The organism is Fischerella major NIES-592, from assembly GCF_001904645.1.
Lineage (GTDB): Bacteria > Cyanobacteriota > Cyanobacteriia > Cyanobacteriales > Nostocaceae > Fischerella > Fischerella thermalis.
On record NZ_MRCA01000006.1, the window covers coordinates 298761 to 316515 of the forward strand.

A 17755-nucleotide genomic window follows, 5' to 3' on the forward strand; every position below is an offset into this window, starting at 1 on the left:
AGTGGTTAGTAGTTGTTTACTACTCCTCACACCCACCCTTACGGGAAGCTGCTACGCGTCTACACACCCCTCACACCCCTTACACCCCTCACACCCCTCACACTCCCCACCACCCCATCTCCCCAAATCCGCGTAGCAATTACCGAATATCCGACCAAAATATGTGTCTTTTTTAGTGTAAAATCATGGTTACGAAAGCTACGGAACTGTTTGACTAGAAAATAACCATGACCATTTCCACAGTATCTAGGAACCAAATCGCCAATTTAGACTTAGATCAATTGAATCAGAAGTATGAGAATGCTCATCCAAGTGAAATATTGGCATGGTCTGTCGAGAATATTGCCAGAGGATTGATACAAACCAGTGCTTTTAATGTCGATGACATGCTGATCACAGATATTTTGTACCGTGAACTCAAGCATCGAGTACCTGTGATATTTCTCGACACCCTGTTTCACTTCCGGGAAACTTTGGAATTGGTGGAAAAAGCCAAGCAAATTTACGACCTAGATTTGAAAGTTTATAAAATCCTTGATGTAGATTCCCGTGAAGCTTTTGCAGCCAAATATGGCGACGAACTCTGGGAAAAAGATATTGCTAAATTCCATCAACTCACCAAAATTGAACCTTTGCAAAGAGGTCTAGCTGAACTGAATACTGTTGCTTGGATTACCGGACGCCGCCGTGACCAGGCTGTGACTCGTGCTAATATGCCCATATTTGAAATTGATGGTAATGGTCGGGTGAAAATCAATCCCCTAGCCAATTGGACACGTAAACAAACTTGGGGTTACGTTGCTGAACATGGGGTAATTTACAATCCTCTCCATGACCAAGGTTATCCCAGCATTGGCGATGAACCAATCACTACCCCAGTCGCTGAGGGTGAAGATGAACGTGCTGGACGCTGGCGTGGTTTTGGGAAAACTGAGTGTGGAATTCATATTTAATAGTTAATCGGTAATTGGTAATGGATAATGGAGAAGAAAATGACCAATTACCAATCACCTATTACCAATTATCTATGATTAAAATCCTCCATCTTGCAGATATCCACATGGGAAGCGGTTTCTCTCACGGACGTATTAATCCTGATACAGGTTTAAATACGCGGTTGGAGGATTTTGTCAAAACTTTGTCTCATTGTATAGACCAAGCACTAACGCAGGGCGTGGATTTGGTCATTTTCGGTGGTGATGCTTTCCCTGATGCGACACCACCGCCTTATGTGCAAGAGGCTTTTGCTGGTCAGTTTCGTCGTCTTGTTGATGCCCAAATTCCTACAGTCCTGTTAGTAGGTAATCATGACCAACATTCCCAAGGGCAGGGTGGAGCAAGTTTATGTATTTACCGCACTTTGGGAGTGCCGGGCATTGTAGTAGGTGATACTTTAACTACTCACCGTATTCAAACTCGTAATGGGTTTGTACAAGTCATTACTCTACCTTGGTTGACTCGTTCTACGTTGATGACTCGCCAGGAAACTGAAGGTTTATCTTTAAGCGAAGTCCATCAACTCCTCATTGAACGTCTGCAAGTAGTTTTAGAAGCAGAAATTCGCCGTCTTGACCCTAATATACCAACAATTCTTTTGGGTCATTTGATGGCAGATAATGCTAGTTTGGGGGCAGAGCGTTTTTTGGCAGTTGGTAAGGGTTTTCTCATTCCCTTATCGATGTTGGCACGACCCTGTTTTGATTATGTAGCTTTAGGACATGTCCACCGCCACCAAAACTTGAATAAATCAAATAATCCACCGGTGGTTTACCCAGGAAGCATTGAACGGGTGGACTTTAGTGAAGAAAAAGAAGATAAAGGCTACGTAATGGTTGAGTTAGAACGTGGTAGTGCTAAGTGGGAATTTTGCCCTTTGCCTGTACGGATTTTTCACACCATTGAAGTGGATGTATCAAAGGCAGAAGATCCACAAGCAGCAATTGTGAAAGCGATCGCCAAGTATAATATTCAAGATGCAGTCATCAGACTAATTTACAAACTTCGTTCCGAACAGTTGGATTTAATTGATAACGCCGCACTCCACAAACTATTAGCTCCAGCTCATACCTACACTATTCAACCAGAATTAGTCAGTCAATTAGCTAGACCGCGCGTCCCGGAATTAAGCGCTAGTAATAGTATTGATCCTATAGAAGCACTCAGAACATACCTAAACAACCGCGAAGATTTAAAAGATATAGCAACATCAATGTTGGAAGCAGCGCATAAATTACTAGCTGCGGACGAAGAAAACTGGATAGAACCCAGTTCAGTGGAAGAAAACACCAATCAAATAAATCAGATTAAACTAGACAACACAGAGCATCAATTACGATTACTTTAAATATTGGTTTGTTTCATGGTTGTGAAGGGTTGCGAGAGTTCAGATCCTAGACTTTTGAAAAAAGTTGGGGATTGCTCTTTACCTAGATGAAATTACGTACAACTAACGAAAAAATAAACCGTAGAGGACGCAGAGTACACAGAGGAATAGGAGTTTGAGAGTTTTTTGCGTAAGTCGTAACTAACCTAAGTATATGATCATCTGCCTATGGTGTGATTCAATCTACTAATATACAAAAAATATTTAAGTGATTAGCAATGACTTCTAGGCAAATATCCTTAAAGACTATAGCGCCAATAGTAGTTGCATTAGTTGCGATCGCAGCTGGGTTGTATCTGTTTAAATTGCAACCATCGTCAAAAACAGACACAACAGCAGGTTCTGATTCCAAAACTCTTGTACCTCCAGAACTTTGGCGCGATACTCAACTGCAAACTCCTCTTGCACAAGCTTCTGGTCGCAGTGAGTGGGTTAGTTCTCTGGCGATCAGTACAGATGGCAAAACCCTGATTAGCGGTAGCGATGATAAAACTATTAAAATTTGGAATTTAGAAACTGGTAAGCTACAAAATACTCTTTCTGGTCATAATGCTGCTGTTAATTCTGTGGCAATTAGTCCTGATGGCAAACAAATTGTCAGTGGTAGTGATGATAAAACTATTAAACTTTGGGATTTAAGTTCAGGCAAAGAGTTACATTCTTTTGCTGATAATTCTGGTGAAATCAAGTTTGTTGATTTTAGTGCAGATGGTAAAACTCTCATCAGTGTGAGTGATGAGAAAAAATCTGACAAAGATGACAAAACTAATAAAACTATTAAAATTTGGGATGTTAATTCTTTTAAAAAACTTGAGACTTTCACTGGTGGTACAGGAACAGTAAATGCTGTTGCTTTTAACCCCAAAACACAAATTCTGGCTATTGGTAGTAATAATGCTAATACTATCGATTTGTGGTATTTAGCAAACAAAAAGTTAGTCAATACTGTGACAACACAATCACCAAAAGTTGTGGCTGTGGCACTCAGTCCAGATGGTACAATCTTAGCAGGTAGCGGCAATTATGGTGTCGTTGAACTTTGGAAGCTTGACTTGGAAAAATTAAAGTTACCCATTGCTAGTTTAGATCCTCAACAAAGGAAAAGTCTTTCTGGCAATTCTGGTACTGTGGAAGCGATCGCTTTTAGTCCAGATGGTAAGACATTATTTACTGGTTCGCGGGATCTAACCGTCAAAACATGGAATGTTAACAATGGTGAGTTAGTTCGGATTCTCAAAAATAGTGCTTGGGTAGAAGCTGTTAATATCACGCCTGATGGCAAAACTCTTATCACTGCTACAGCGCTAGGTGAAATTAATTTATGGCGTCCTTCTAGTCAAGGATATGCACTTAGAAAAGAAGTCGCAGAAAATGTGAGTAAATTGTTGTCGACTAGAAGCTGTAAAGAGTGCGATCTGAGCGGTGTAGATCTAAGTAATTTAAGTTTAAATGATGTAGATTTACGTTGGGCTAATCTGAGTGGCGCTAACTTAAATAATACGAATCTCAGTGGTGCGAATTTAGAAAATAGTATTCTGTTTGCAGCTAATTTAGAGCGTACAAATTTAACTAAAGCTAAAATTGAAGGTGCAAATTTAGCAAAAGCAAAATTAACTGCTACTATTATGCCTGATGGCAAAGTTAGCCAAGATAAAACCAAGCAAGAAAATAGTGCATCCGCTGAGGCAGTTAAACAGTAAATTTGTTATTTGTTGATTGTGGTTTGTTAGTTGAAATAAACACCAAACAACGAACAACTAGTCAATTTTTTAATAATCGTAAACCACTCAGGGTAACTAACACAGTAGATCCTTCGTGTCCTACAACACCGATAGGTAAGTTAATTTCACCTAAGAAATTACCAATCAACAATAAAATAATAAATCCTAAAGCAATAGTGATATTCTGTTTTACTATTGCTTGTGTTCTTTTACCTAAGCGTATAGCTGCTTCGATTTTTTCTAATCTATCTGCCATTAAGACAATATCCGCAGTTTCTAATGCTACATCACTTCCTGCTATACCCATTGCAATACCCACGGATGCTTGGGCTAGGGCTGGTGCATCATTAATACCATCACCTACCATTGCCACTGTTTTATACTCTTGCTGCAAACGGCGAATTACATGTAGCTTATCTTCTGGTAGTAACTCTGCATATACTCGATCTACTCCCAACTCCTGCGCTACACTTTCAGCAGTCTGTTGGTTATCTCCAGTCAACATGACTATTTGCTCAATTCCCAATTTTTTCAGACGAGAAATAGTTTCTGCTGCTTGCGATCGCACTGTGTCAGCAATGGCAATTATACCTAGTATTTGATATGAACCAGTTGCGGATTGATTCTCTGCTATCCAAACAACTGTTTTCCCCTGTAACTCTAAGGTTGTAGCAATCTCAATTAAATTTTTCGGTAAATTTGCCACATATTTTTTGACAAAATCATCTTTTCCAGCTAATACTTCCTGGTTATCGATCATACCTACAATTCCTTGTCCAGGGAAAGCCTGTACTTCTGTTGCAGCCTCCCAATCTAGGTTTGTTGCAGCTTTGACAATTGCTTGTCCAAGGGGATGTTCGGAACGCGATTCTACAGAAGCAGCAGCTTTTAATACATCAGCTTTTGTGTAATCACTAGTAGGAATGACTTCACATACTTCTAAGAGTCCTGTAGTTAGAGTACCTGTTTTATCAAAAGCGATTGCTCGTACTTTCCCAATCATTTCTAATTGCGCGCCATTTTTAAACAAGATCCCCTGTCTTGCACCGTTAGCAATTCCCGAAAGCAGTGTTGGCATAATAGCAGCCATCAACGCACAGGGAGAAGCCACCACCAAAAAAGTCAAAGCCCGATAAATCGCTGTTTCCCAATCCCAATTCCAAAGGAAGGGTGGCAAAATTAACAGCAGTACTCCAGCGATCACAATTACCCGCGCATAGCCTCGTTCAAATCGTTCAATAAATTGCTGGGAAGGAGGCGTTTCTGTTTGGGCTTGCTGTACCAAACGAATCACCCGTTGAATCAAGCTACTTTCTGGTGGTTGATGCAGCTTTAACTTCAACGCCCCATACCCATTTAACGTACCAGCAAATACTTCATCACCCACAGTCTTCTCGACAGGTAAAGACTCGCCTGTAATCGCAGCTTGGTTGAGAGTGCTGTAACCTTCCACAATCACTGCATCTGTAGGAATTAACTCTCCTGGCTTGACGATGATTTCATCTCCTACTTGCAATTGCTTGATGGGAATAACCTCTTCATTTCCCCGACGCACTACCCTAGCTGTATCTTGCGTTAAACTCATCAAACTGCGGATACTCCGTTCAGTTCGCCGCATAGCATAACCTTCTAAAGCACCACTAATTGCAAAGATGAGAATCAAAATAGCCCCATCAATAATTAAGTAATACTCTCTACGCCATAAACCAAGCCCCGCAGCACCAAGCGCCGCCACAATCATCAGCAAATCTACATCCAGTTCTTTTTCTGTGATGAGGGTTGTCAGTCCCTCACGGGCGCTTTCATAGCCACCAATCGCATAGGCTATGGGTAGCAGCAGCAGCGCCCATCCCAAAAAGCCAAGATGCAAAGCCAACCATCCGCACAATAAAAACAACCCACACACAAGGGCTGCTACCGCATCTGCATGTTCTTTGGTAAATTGATGCAACCGTTCTGGAAAAAGCATGAGAGTCGAATTAGTACTGACTCTCTTACGCTAAACCTTGACATTAATGTCAATGTCAAGGTTTAGTTGTTGGTTGTTGTTTATTGGTTTATTTCTCCAAACAACAAACAACGATCAACAAATAACTAACTATTGAGAAATCTCTTCGCGGGATTCAATCACTATTTGCATGGTTTCAATTGCTAAATCGCGTAAATCATTGTTCAGAAAAACCACACCATGGGAACCAAACCAGCGATCAAAGATTGTGGTATATCGTTTGTCACCATCCACAAATCCTTGCATGAACTTGTAGAGACTGTAGTTAACTGAGTCGAGGAATCTGGAGTTATTCTCAGGAACCATACATGCAATGCCTTCTCTAGAGTAAGGGCGATCGGGTACTACTTGAAAAGCATCTGGATTTTTCGTTGTTCCTAACCACCCTTCTAACAAGATGCTATCTGAGGCGAAAGCATCTATTTTTCCCTGCTGCAATGCAGCATATCCTTCTGCCCGATCTTTTAAAAAGACTAGCTTAGCTTGGGGTTGTACTCGCTTGAGTGCTAATTCATTGGTAGTTTTGCTAAGTACACCAATACGTTTACCAATTAAAGACTCAGGAGAACCTAAATTGCTTCCCTTTTTGACTAATAATTGAGTACCTGTAGCACCATAACTAATTGAAAAATCTACTTTTTTATCCCGTTCCCAAGTAAAACTACTCGCATCACAAACAATATCAAGTTGTCCATTCAGAATTTTTGGAATCCGTTCTCCTGGTGCCACTGTGACCAATTGTAATTTAATTTTCCTTCCCAGTTGTTTTTCTAATTGTTCTTTAATCAGATTCAACATATCTACGGAATAACCAACCAATTTTCCCTGATTATTGGTGTAGGCAAAAGGAATCGCATCTTTGCTCGTGCCTGCTGTCATTACTCCCGTCCGTGCTATTTTTTCCATCACAGTTTCTGCTTTCACAACGGCAGGTGTGAATGTTGTTAATAGGAGACTCAAGGTAGTTATTGCCAGTTTTTTATACATATTCCATCTGGGAAAGATTGCTTTTTGTCGGCATATTGTACAAGGATGTTCAAAAGTAGTAAAGTCGCTTTATTTTTTTCCTTAGCTTTGTCAATGCCAAAATTACGGATGAAATTTCTACTTGATTAATTGGAATTATAAATTACGTTTTGTTACATTCAACTTAATAATCAATAATCATATTTACCTTGAGATAGATATACAATATCAAAAAATATATGTTACTTTATTGTTTTAAGTAGAGTAAGTCAGCCTAATCTAGCGATTGACAACGCTAACGCTGGAGCGGAGGAACCACATTTTGGGGCGTATCTCATACGAGAGGGGCATCTCTCAGCCCTAGCCCGTCAGCTAACTTCGTAGGCATTGAGAGGAGACTGAAGAGGCAGCATTTTTTTAATGTTTAAACCTCATCAGGTTCCTTGGCTGGTACTGCTCAGGTTTTTGTACCTGCACTTAACTCTGTTGAGGTTGCATCTGATGATATTTCAACTGAATTTGGCTGCAATATTTGCAGTCACTGCTCAAACAGACTGGAAGAAGGCAAAACCTTGCGTTATCAAGGGAGAAATTTTAGAAGTTTCCTTTCCCCATCCACGCGATCGCGCCTGTATGCGAAATTCAAAACAGTACTACGATCTCCGTAATTATGCGCTAAATTTCCTAGAACGAAATTTTACGACTGATGAATATTTTTTTTGTTAGTAGATAGTAAATAGTAATCTGTTAATTGTTGTTTGTTGTTTGGGAAAACGAACTACCAACAATCAACCAGCAACTACCAACTACCAACATCCAAATTTTGATTGCAAAGAAGTGAATGCTGTGAATATCAAGCCAATGTTAATGCGTTTACAAGACGCGCTCAATAGAGATGACTTAATTGAGCAAATGTTATTGCACTGTAACCCAATTACATCTTTTTCAGAACAAGTTCAATCTACAAAATCAATCAACTTTATAGTTGGTTATAACAGTTCTCCCAACAGTCACACTGCCTTGGATATTAGTTTATTGATTGCTCATCAAACCCGCTTAGCAACAAAATCCCATGTGATAGTTCAAGCTGTCTATGTGTTAGAAGAATACAAAATCAATGATTTTTTTGACGTTTTGCCAACACAGGATTTTAAAACTAGTGAATCCTTTGAGTCACGTCTATCATATTGCCCAATCAATTTACCATCAACAAATGTTCAAACTCCCGTAATAACTCAAACAAATAAGTTTGCACAAGCAGAACATATCCTATGGCAAGCACGTTGTTTGGCTGAAGAATGGCAGAGTTATTTTAAAGCTCATCTGCGGTTTGGTTGTGTTGTTGATGAACTGAAGAAAGTTGTTGCATCAGAAGCTGCGACTGTGCTGTTTTTAGGTTGTAAATCAGCCAATCATCCGATTGTGCAACAGCTTGGTTCCCATTTTCCTTGTGCGATCATAGGCATACCCACTTGCATTGATGAAGAATGAAGACAACAGCTTGTAATGAGTGCTAAGTGATAAGAAACTACTACACCTCTTTCGCTTAATATGCGAATTATTAAATTAGTTAGAGTAAATAGTAATCCGCTTTCAAATTTGCATTAGGGATTCAAACTTCCAGCAAAATAAATAACTGATAACTGTTAATTTTATCCAGGTGTAGTCTGTGGAAAACTGGCAAGCTATTCTGAGCATTTTTACTTTTATTGCTGTTATTATTTTAATAATGACAGAGTGGATTCATCTAACAATAGCAGCATTGTTAGGTGCTTTGTTATTGGTATTTACCAATGTCATGACATTACAAGAAGCTATTGGCTATATAGGCAGAAGCCACGGCACAATAGGCTTATTTTTTGGTGTAATGGTACTGGTACGAGCATTTGAGCCGACAAAAATATTTGAGTATTTAGCGACTCAAATTGTACTACTAGCTAAAGGAGAGGGTAAACGTCTTTTACTTGGTATTGTGGCGATTACTACTCCTATTTGTGCAGTTTTACCTAATGCCACAACTGTAATGTTATTAGCACCTTTAATTCCACCAATGGCTGAAGAAGTTGGAGTTAATTTTGTACCATTACTTATTTTAATGGTATTCATAGCTAATAGTGCTGGATTACTAACAATAGTTGGCGATCCGGCAACATTTATTGTGGGTGATGCCATCAACCTTAGCTTTATAGATTATCTATGGCGCTTGAGTTTAGGTGGAGCGATCGCTATTATTACTGTAATAGTGACTTTACCATTTTTATTCCGCAAAATTTGGCATACAAAACTAGAAAATCTAGAACAGTTGCCACATCCACAAATTAATCATCCACGTAGTTTATTCTTAGGAGCATTAATTGTAGCTTTCGTACTACTATTTTTTGTCATCGGAGATTCCTTACCAGTGCCGATTTCACCAGCTGCTGTAGCTTTACTAGGAGCAGCTTTAGCAATGCTTTTATCACATCATGGCAAAATAGATTCTGTTAATAATATTTTGCGGGATGTTGATTGGAGTACATTGATATTTTTTATGAGTATCTTTGTGCTAATTGGAGGACTAGAAAAAACTGGCGTCATCAACAATTTATCAGGAATTTTGGGAATTGTTTTGGGAAAAAATATTTTTCTGGGTTCACTTGTTTTACTATTTTTGATAGGACTATTGTCTAGCGTAGTTCCTAATATTCCTTTAGTAGTGGCAATGGTGCCTTTACTCAAACAGTACGTTGTTAATGTTGGGTTAGCGCCACCAGAAATTCTGGCGTCAAACTTTCAAGGACAATTTCCGCCAGAGGTATTACCACTGTTTTATGCAATGATGTTTGGTGCTACTTTGGGAGGCAATGGAACTTTAGTAGGAGCATCCTCTAACATCGTAGCAGCCGGGATTGCTGAACAACACGGACGCCGCATTTCCTTCAAAACTTTTCTGCACTACGGTATTCCTATCATGCTATTGCAACTATTTACCGCGTCAGTGTACGTGTTGGTTCGCTTTTTACTCTAGACTAGATAGAAAACTAGACAACAGTCCATGGGAAGAGGATTTTCTTAAAAACCTACACTTGTCAGATCTCCTACCCTCCGATATGAAGTCGGGGATCTTATCTACCTAACTTATCCAGATACTTAAAGAAACTTTAACTATTTTTTAACTGTCCTGAGAAGCACATTTGGCGATCCCCGAGTAAAGATATAGAAGGACAAAAATACTACTCCAAACACACTACCATTCCGGGAAAACTACCTCCCTAGAGTTAAGCTTTTCCTGGTTTAGACAATCTCTGCAAAATCCATAAAAGGGGGTGAAGTAGTATGCTTTGTGACAGCTGTAGGCGTCAGCAATCCTGCTTGCCGATGCTATTTTCCAAAAATGATCCGCAGTTGCAAAAAATGCTCAAAAATCTGAAAAGATGTGAGTTGCGTATAGCCAAGTAAAACCTTACCTTACAGCGCGATCGCTGATCTTCGAGTTGTCACACCATTAATTATTTTGATAGCACCGCTATCTCAGATAACTCTTCGAGCAACCGTCGAATTTCTGCCAACGTGTTGTAGTGTAATAGTCCAACTCGCACCAAACCACCACTAGCTTCTACTCCTAGCTTTTCAGTTAAGCTACTTGCGTAGAAATTGCCGTGCCAAGCAAAAATACCGCGATCGCCTAACATTTTTGCCACCATCTGGGGAGATTGCCCCTCTAGCCGGAATGCGACTGTTGGTGTCCGCCAAGCAAAGCGTTCTAGATCAGTAATACCGTAGATAGTTAGCCCAGGAATTTGCAAAAGTCCAGAAATTAGGTGTTTACTAAGTTCTGCTTCATACTGTTGAATAGCTGTCATGGCAGTTACTAAAACAGCACGCCGATTGGGAAAGGATGACGATGTTGAACGGCTGGGGGGACAACGAAATGTTTGCCATTTGCCTGCATCAGCTTTCAGAAGATCATAAAGCAAGTAATTTTCTTTTGAGGGCGCGACTTGACAACCTATTTTCGCCAAATAATTAATTGCTGCCACCATACCTGCTAAACCTTCGTGGTTGAGTGTACCAGTTTCCCAACGAGATGGTACTTCATCAGAAGCAGGTCGGACTTTGTAAGGTTGAAAACGGACCAGATGTTCGTGTTTGCCGTAGAGAATGCCGACATGAGGCCCAAAAAATTTATAGGCAGAACAGACAAGAAAATCACAATCGAGCGATCGCACATCAATGGGGCCATGAGGTGCGTAGTGGACTGCATCAACAAAAACTAACGCCCCGACAGCATGAGCAAGCTGTGCGATCGCAGCAACATCATTAATTGTACCGACAGCATTAGAAGCGTACCCAACTGCTACTAAACGTGTACGCTCATTTATCTGCTGTTCGAGGTCACTCCAGTTGAGAGTACAGTCTTCAACATTAATATCAACAAAACGGACAGTTGCACCACGTTCTGCCAACGCATACCAAGGAGAAACATTAGCATCGTGGTCGAGACGTGTGACAATGATTTCATCACCAGGTTGAATTTCCCGACCAATAGCCCTACTTAAAGCAAACGTGAGCGTAGTCATGTTTGCACCGAAGACCACTTCAGTGGCGTCACATCCAAGTAAATCAGCCGCCGCAGTCCGGGCCGAATCAATCAGCGCATCTGTCCGCGCACTTGTAGCAAAAGCCCCGTGGGCATTAGCATTTGACCTCACCAGGTAATCAGCGATCCCATCTATTACTGACCCAGGTACTTGTGTACCTCCCGGTCCATCAAAGAAAATAACGGGTTGGTTCAGTGCAGGAAACTGGGCACGAATCCTTTCGATATCAAGACCTGCTGCTTTCATAGCTGATCGACTCCTGGCTTTGAGGCTAGTACCGCTCTCTTAGAAGTCAAAATTGAGCTTTGATTAGAGAGTATGTTTAATTACACAGTACCTTACTAGTGCAAGCTGGCTTTTGACCTAATTTTGACTGCATAGTTATCGTTGCCATGTTGCACTAGTAATATTTTAACCTCTGCACCCTTACCATTGCCAGAAATTACAGGTCGTAAATTCGACATTCATCCGCTTCTGGATGTTCTTGACAATAATTTTCCAGGTAGGTTCGAGTTTTAGTCGAGTGTAGGCGGTGAGATTTTTCCGCTTGTAACTCTTCAACAATATCCCAAGCCACAGCACAAGCACTAGAGTTACTGCCATTTAGATCACAAGCTTCCCGTGCTTGTGCGATCGCTTCGACAATAGCTTGTTCAAGAGTTTTGGCCAAATTTTGTTCAGAAAGAGTATTAACCATAATGTTTCAGCTGATTGTGCTGAGTATAAACAACAGACACCTTTACTTTAAAAAGGCTGATATCAACATACAGTGGGATAAACCGTAAATTCTGTATACAAATTACCAGGTATGTAAGTTTTGTTTAAAGGAAACGGAGAATTAGTTTTAGTAAAGTAAAAACGAACACAGATGAACTCTTATTTGAAATGAGAAGCGCCACGTTTGAAACTGGAAACTTTATCATTTGAAATAAGAAATGCCACGTTCGCAGTTATAGATGAGATGATTAACGAACACCGATGCACACAGATGAACACAGATGGGTTATCGGTGTGCATCTGTGTTCATCTGTGTTTGATTTTCAAAACAATCATTCACGCTGTCAATCAGAAATGGTAACTTGGCTTTGATAGTTGCGATCGCCTGCATTACTGCTTCTCTATCTGTCTGGGAAATATTAGCACTGTTGCGATTAGCTGTCATATATATTACTCCTTGGGAGACTAAATTCAGTGCTCCCAAAATGAGACAAGCGATCGCACTGGCTGGGTAAAAAACCTCACCCCATCCCCTCTCCGCGAGCTCGGAGAGGGGTGCCGAAGGCGGGGTGAGGTTCATTAGTAACGCACCCTACCAGATGAAAGGAGAGGGGTGCCGAAGGCGGGGTGAGGTTAAAATGCAGGACAAGCAGCAGTTGCTTGAGAACTACGTTCAGGAGTACTAGTAGTTGTGGGGTCGTAAGCTGTTAGGACTACTTCACCTTTATTGTTAAATACCCATCCTTGGGCTGGAGTAATAGATTTGGCATTAGTATGAGTTACCGATTGCTTGTTTATTGCAGCTTGGGAATTACTACTGTTTGCAGCAGGGTTTACTAAATCGACGCGCACATTATCACTGCTGAAATTGTCATTGGGACTAGAAGGTAAACCACCGCGTCCAGTGACTATAAACTCGCTACCACTACCTTGTTGACAGGGATTTTGGGCGATTTGATCACTTGCATCTGCAAGATTTTCTGGTAATTCCCCTAATCCTTGACTGGGATCAACATCTGCGGTGTCGATTTGGACTGTACCACCAAACTCAGGACTTGCGCCTGTGGCTGTGATGTCGCTTTCTGGGGTGAGTTGCTCTCGAAACTGAGTACCAAAAATGGCGTCAGCCTTGATCAATACTCTACCACCAAAGCTTTCTTGAGAATTGGCGCTGATGTCGCTATTTTCGAGAGCAACTAAGTTACCAGTATCAATACTTATATTTCCACCTGTGGCTATGCCTGTGGCGTTAGTAGTGATATTACTGTTGCGGCGCAAGATTAAATCACGGGAATTGAGGAAGATGTTACCTTGACCACCTTGTGTCTGGGCGCTAATGAAGGCTCCGTTATCTAGGCGAATATCTTTAGTAGTTGTGATGTCTATGTTACCTGCTTGGCGATTCTCAATGTCACTGTTGGTATTGAGTTGAGCAGCATCGAGCAAAAAGGAATTAGCATTAATTTTGATACTACCAGCATTTCCCTGACCAGAAGTGCTAGCAATTACTCTGGCATCATCACTGACAAAAAGTGATCCTGTGGTGATCTCAATGTTGCCAGCATCGCCTATCGCCCCAGTTTCTACACTGCTAAAAATACCACTGGGAGTACCATTTTCACTGATTCCGGAAATGTTAGTTGTATTGGTGATATTTAACTTCACATTTCCGGCTTTACCAATACCACCCGGATTTGTACCATCTCCGCCCCGGATAAAGGTATTCAGTTCCCCCCCATTTGTTAAAAAGAGTGAGTTGGCAGTAATGCTAATATCTCCGCCATTGCCCTCACCCCCCGATCCCACATTGCTGAAAGCTGCACTGGGCGAACCTTCGTTATTTGTGCCATCAAAAGAGACGGTATCCCTGGCGTTAATTGTGATGCTACCCCCATTTCCCTGTCCATTGGTGTTGGAAAGGAGTTGTCCCGCATTAGTTACAAACAGCGACCCTGTGTTAATCTCAATGTTGCCAGCATCACCCTTTGCTCCATTGAGAACAGCACTGTTGATACCAGTAAAAGTACTGTTGTCATATATTCCAGAAATTTGAATGTTATCAGTAGCATTAATCGTGACGTTTCCTGCATTACCTTCTCCAGCAGTGTCAGTAAACAAACTAGCACCATTAGTTAGGGAGAGCGATCGCGCGTTGATCTTAATATCACCACCTTGGCCAGTACCAATATAATCAACTCCCAAAAAATTTGATTCACCAAAAACAGATGTGCTGGCTGATGTTCCGACGCCATCAAAGGAGACAGTTGCATTAGGAGCGTCAATGATGATATCACCTGCATTCCCAGAGGAAAAAGTAGAAGCTAGCAGAGATGATTCGCTACCTAGTGAGACAGAATTAGCAGCGTTAATCTGGATAGTTCCCGCATTTCCTTGCCCAGATGTAGAGGTATTGATTCCAGCACGGTTAGATAAAGAAAGCGATGGTGTATTGATAATTATATTGCCTGCCTTTCCAGAGGACGAGGTATTGGCTGAAAGGACTGAGTTACTACCGTTTAACGAGACAGACTCAGAAGCGTTAATCTCAATATTGCCTCCATTTCCTTGTCCAAGGGTAGAAGTAAGGAGGGCAAAATTTGATAAAGCAAGCGATCGCGTGTTGATGGTAATATTACCAGCGTTTCCTGTAGCTAAATCTACTACAAGACTGGCAATTCCACTATTAAGTCCTTCTAATCCCTGCAATGATACTCTGTCTGTAGCTGCGATTGTTACATTGCCGGCATTTCCTTGTCCAAAAGCACCAGAACCAATTAAAAAACGACCAGTACCTTCCAAGATACTGGTATTGATCGCTATATCTCCCGCCTTTCCTACCAATGGAACATTGATGATGAAGATACTGGAGTTAGAATCTCCCTCAATTCTGACCCTATCTGTAGCATTAATGACAATATCACCAGCCTGAGCATCAGAATTAGCATCTGATGGAATTCCGGCAAATAGTCCGCTTCCAGTAAAAATGTCTAAATTTCGCGCATTAACTGCAATACTACCTCCTTGTCCGATGACACTGACGTTAGCTTGATTACTGAGTGTGACATTACCTCTAGCCACGTTATTGGGAAAAGTCAAACTACCATCAGGATTAAACCCAACTGTTCCAGCTTCTGCTAATCCTCCTAACTCAACTCGTCCTTCTGGTGCTGCTAATAGCCCACCGTTGAGGCTAACGTCACCACCTATCAAACTCAGAGATTGCCCAGACTGCACTTCCAGACTGCTGTTACTGGTAATATTGCCAGGGTTATCCCGAAATCTTAAACCTATGGGAATATTAATAGTTAACTGGGGAACTGGTTGCAGGTTGCTGGCACTGAATTCAAAGTTGTCAAATAATACACTATCGGCCGTACTGCCAAAAAATGAGCCACCACGTAAATCCAGACTTGCATTAGGCCCAAAAAAAACCCCTTTGGGGTTGAGTAAAAACAGATTTGCATTACCTAAGACACCAAGCCTACCGAGAATGTTAGAAGGATTATTGCCTGTAACTCTGGTAAGAATATTAGTGATATTAGCCGGATTAGAAAAATAGGCTCCTCTACCTGCATCAATATTAAATTCTTGAAAGCTGTGAAATAAATTTGACCCACGAATCGCACCTCCATCAACGCGATCGCTTTGTATACCATTAATCACATCTGGGTTGACAGTTGAACTTTCCACACCCAGACTGTTATCTGGTATGATTTGGGCTGTTGCAGTAGTGATAGACGCAAAGTTGCTAATCGTGTATAAGGACAAGGTAGTGAGAGGGAGTAGGTAACGAAGCAATTTCATCACTAGTGCCTCAAGAGATTGTGGGGGAAGAAGACAGCAATCTTTAAATTCTGATACACATGAGATACATATAAGATAATATGGCAATTTTGCTACTCATAACATTTCACATTAATCACGATACATTTAAATCCTCTAGAGACGTGCCATAGGACATTTCTACAACACAAATATGTTTCTCATGTCGTTCTTTTTTCCTGCGATCGCTCTCCAATCTCCCAGTCTCTGACTTCAAACAGCAAACTTCTCACCTGAAACAGAAAATTTCTCACTTCAAACAAGAAACTTCTCGCTTGAAGCAGCAAACTTCTCCCTTGAAACAGAAAATTTCTCACTTCAAACAGCAAAATTTAAACTTTGAACTCGAAACACCAAGGTAATCATTACACTTGTGTAATTATTTATAGCGGTTCTCAGTTGCGTTACCTACAAAACCTCACCCCGCCCTATCGGGCACCCCTCTCCTTAGCAAGGAGAGGGGCTGGGGGTGAGGTAAAAGAGTAAGGAGAGGGGCTGGGGGTGAGGTAAAAGTGTACACACCTGTAAAATTATTGCGTTAAAGCAGACTGCAACAACTGCCGCAGAGACTGAGCCTGTATATGATTGGGAAAGATAGTTAAAAAATCATCCAAGTCACGGATTGCTTCCTGGATATGCTGCAAACTTGCACTCCCACAGAGAGCATATCTATATAACTGCTCTGCTGTGGGAGCATAATCAACAGCCAGATAGTAAAGAGCCAAATTAAAAGTATTGTGCCAATCTTGAAAGTTTTCTTTAGAACGCTCTTTAGCAAGTTTAACAGCACCAGCAAAATCAGACCGTGCTTTTTCTGGTTGCTTCAGGGCTTTGTAGGTTACAGCTCGAACATACAAACACCAATCATTATTAGGTTCCAACTCTATAGCCCTGTTAAAATCTGCAAGAGCAGCATTGTATCGTTTCAGCATCAAGTAAACTTCACCGCGAGTCATTAGCGCCCAGGCATAATTAGGGTTAAATTCAATAGCACAGTCAAAATCTTTGAGCGCTTGTTTGTAGCGCTGCATCAACCGATAAGTTTCACCACGCCCAGCTAACGCCCAAGCATTACCGGGATTAAGTTTAATAGCACGGTCAAAGTCTTTAAGTGCTTGTTTGTAACGCTGCATAGATTGATAAGTTTGACCCCGACTTGCCAACACCCAATCTAAATTAGAGTTAATTTTAATCGCACGATTAAAATCTTTGAGCGCTTCTTCGTATCGCTGCATAGATTGATAAGTTTGACCCCGACTTCCCAGCGCCCAGTCAAAGTTAGGATTAAGTGCGATCGCACGGTTAAAATCTTTGAGCGCTTCTTCGTATTTCTGCATTAAACGGTAAGTTTCACCCCGAATTGCCAGCGCCTCAGTGAAATTAGGGTCAAGTTCAATCACACGGTCAAAATCCTTTAGCGCATCCTGGTAGCGTAGCAGGAATTGATAAATTTGACCCCGACGCGCCAGCGTAGAAATATGATTAGGATTAATCTTAAGAGTGCGGTCAAACTCTTTGAGAGCTTTCTTATAATTATTAGTAACAAGCATTCCTGCTT

At 41.1% G+C, this 17755-nt stretch carries 12 protein-coding genes, 1 pseudogene and 1 riboswitch; of the genes and pseudogenes, 6 read left to right on the plus strand and 7 right to left on the minus strand.

From position 1 onward, the window contains the following. Nucleotides 1-227: 227 nt before the first annotated feature. From cysH to NIES592_RS13850, 3 genes are all read left to right on the plus strand, one after another. Nucleotides 228-953 (plus strand): phosphoadenosine phosphosulfate reductase, encoded by a 726-nt coding sequence (gene cysH / locus NIES592_RS13840; protein WP_062247188.1) that lies wholly within the window; start codon nucleotides 228-230, stop codon nucleotides 951-953. 74 nt (nucleotides 954-1027) lie between these two features. After that, nucleotides 1028-2344 (plus strand): exonuclease subunit SbcD, encoded by a 1317-nt coding sequence (gene sbcD, locus NIES592_RS13845; protein ID WP_073556069.1) that lies wholly within the window; start codon nucleotides 1028-1030, stop codon nucleotides 2342-2344. A 257-nt stretch (nucleotides 2345-2601) separates the two neighbouring features. Then, nucleotides 2602-4083, plus strand: coding sequence for a pentapeptide repeat-containing protein (locus NIES592_RS13850; protein ID WP_073556034.1), 1482 nt, complete (start codon nucleotides 2602-2604; stop codon nucleotides 4081-4083). A gap of 61 nt (nucleotides 4084-4144) precedes the next feature. Here NIES592_RS13850 and NIES592_RS13855 read toward each other — a convergent pair whose 3' ends face one another. After that, complete coding sequence (locus NIES592_RS13855; protein ID WP_073556035.1) at nucleotides 4145-6073, minus strand: heavy metal translocating P-type ATPase; 1929 nt, start codon at nucleotides 6071-6073, stop codon at nucleotides 4145-4147. Nucleotides 6074-6202: 129 nt separating this feature from the next. Then, the gene (locus NIES592_RS13860; protein ID WP_062247185.1) at nucleotides 6203-7099 is read right to left on the minus strand and encodes an amino acid ABC transporter substrate-binding protein; all 897 of its coding nucleotides are present in this window, start codon (nucleotides 7097-7099) and stop codon (nucleotides 6203-6205) included. A gap of 240 nt (nucleotides 7100-7339) precedes the next feature. After that, nucleotides 7340-7480, plus strand: a riboswitch (cyclic di-AMP (ydaO/yuaA leader). A 168-nt stretch (nucleotides 7481-7648) separates the two neighbouring features. On the opposite strand from NIES592_RS13860, the pseudogene NIES592_RS26290 reads away from it, so the two are divergent. From NIES592_RS26290 to NIES592_RS13875, 3 genes and pseudogenes are all read left to right on the plus strand, one after another. Further along, a pseudogene (locus tag NIES592_RS26290) lies at nucleotides 7649-7804 on the plus strand (ATP-binding cassette domain-containing protein); the annotation flags it as partial. A gap of 135 nt (nucleotides 7805-7939) precedes the next feature. Beyond that, nucleotides 7940-8569 (plus strand): universal stress family protein, encoded by a 630-nt coding sequence (locus tag NIES592_RS13870; protein WP_073556070.1) that lies wholly within the window; start codon nucleotides 7940-7942, stop codon nucleotides 8567-8569. A 178-nt stretch (nucleotides 8570-8747) separates the two neighbouring features. Then, the gene (locus NIES592_RS13875; protein ID WP_073556037.1) at nucleotides 8748-10085 is read left to right on the plus strand and encodes an SLC13 family permease; all 1338 of its coding nucleotides are present in this window, start codon (nucleotides 8748-8750) and stop codon (nucleotides 10083-10085) included. A gap of 481 nt (nucleotides 10086-10566) precedes the next feature. On the opposite strand, the gene NIES592_RS13880 is transcribed toward NIES592_RS13875, so the two are convergent. The 5 genes from NIES592_RS13880 to NIES592_RS13900 form a co-directional block, all read right to left on the minus strand. After that, nucleotides 10567-11904 carry a cysteine desulfurase-like protein gene (locus NIES592_RS13880; RefSeq protein ID WP_073556038.1) on the minus strand — a complete coding sequence of 446 codons (1338 nt, stop codon included), beginning with the start codon at nucleotides 11902-11904 and terminating at the stop codon, nucleotides 10567-10569. A gap of 196 nt (nucleotides 11905-12100) precedes the next feature. Then, nucleotides 12101-12355, minus strand: a complete 255-nt coding sequence (locus tag NIES592_RS13885) for a Calvin cycle protein CP12 (RefSeq protein ID WP_062247181.1) — start codon at nucleotides 12353-12355, stop codon at nucleotides 12101-12103. A gap of 306 nt (nucleotides 12356-12661) precedes the next feature. Then, on the minus strand, nucleotides 12662-12820 hold the full coding sequence (locus NIES592_RS25220; protein WP_178379539.1) for a hypothetical protein: 159 nt from the start codon (nucleotides 12818-12820) through the stop codon (nucleotides 12662-12664). 188 nt (nucleotides 12821-13008) lie between these two features. After that, complete coding sequence (locus NIES592_RS13895) at nucleotides 13009-16179, minus strand: two-partner secretion domain-containing protein (RefSeq protein ID WP_073556040.1); 3171 nt, start codon at nucleotides 16177-16179, stop codon at nucleotides 13009-13011. Between the two features lie 548 nt (nucleotides 16180-16727). Continuing rightward, the gene (locus NIES592_RS13900) at nucleotides 16728-17747 is read right to left on the minus strand and encodes a tetratricopeptide repeat protein (RefSeq protein WP_073556071.1); all 1020 of its coding nucleotides are present in this window, start codon (nucleotides 17745-17747) and stop codon (nucleotides 16728-16730) included. Between the last annotated feature and the right edge of the window lie 8 nt (nucleotides 17748-17755).